The organism is Rhizobium sp. 01T444 (assembly GCF_056398305.1).
In genome coordinates this window covers 1-683 of the sequence record NZ_JBFTPD010000192.1, presented here as the reverse complement: position 1 = coordinate 683, position 683 = coordinate 1, and the positions used below count along the sequence as shown (strand labels likewise).

The 683-nt window shown below is 69.8% G+C and carries 1 protein-coding gene; it reads left to right on the top strand.

The annotated features are described in order from the left end of the window. Positions 1 to 137: 137 nt before the first annotated feature. On the top strand, positions 138 to 683 hold a 546-nt coding region (locus AC1DTN_RS37925), incomplete at its 3' end, for a carbohydrate porin (protein WP_477925289.1).

The following is a 683-nucleotide window of genomic DNA, read 5'->3' as shown; positions in this document are numbered from 1 at the left end:
CGTGTGGGTCGCCGCCTGGCGGGTCACTTTCTGGGGCGCGCTGGCCATGGCCATCACCTGGGGCGTCGGGTATCTGGTCGGCGTCGCCATCTAGCCCGCCGAAACAAAACCGTTCGACAGTCTGAAGCAGTTCCTTGATGAAGCACGCCATGCCCTCTGCCCGGCGCAGTGCCGCCCGTCCGCGGCGCACCCTCTGCCGCGCCCTCGCTCCTTCCCTGATGGGCCTCGCCGCGTATGCCTGCCTCGGCGTTCTCGCCGGCCCGGCCGCCGCTGCCGATGACGCGGGCGCGGCCGCCCCCGATCCGGTCTTCAGCCCCTCCCTGACCTACGACGGCACGGCGGCGCGCGTGGTGCGGGGCGGCACGCGCACCGGCAGCGCCTACGTGGGCAATCTTCATCTTCGCCTGCTGGCCAAGGCGCCCGCGGACTCGCCCTGGCCCGGCACGACGGCCTTCGCGGACGTGCTCGACATCCATGGCAGCAACGCGAGCCCGAGCACGCTGGCCGGCGTCGCGCAGAACGTCAGCAACATCGAGGGGCCGCACGGGACCCACATCGAAGAACTCTGGGTACAGCACAACTTCGCGGGCTCCGGCGTGTCCTTACTGGCGGGCATCTACGACCTGAACAGCGAGTTCTACCGCCTCCAGTCGGCGGGCCTCTTTCTCAACAGTTCATTCGGC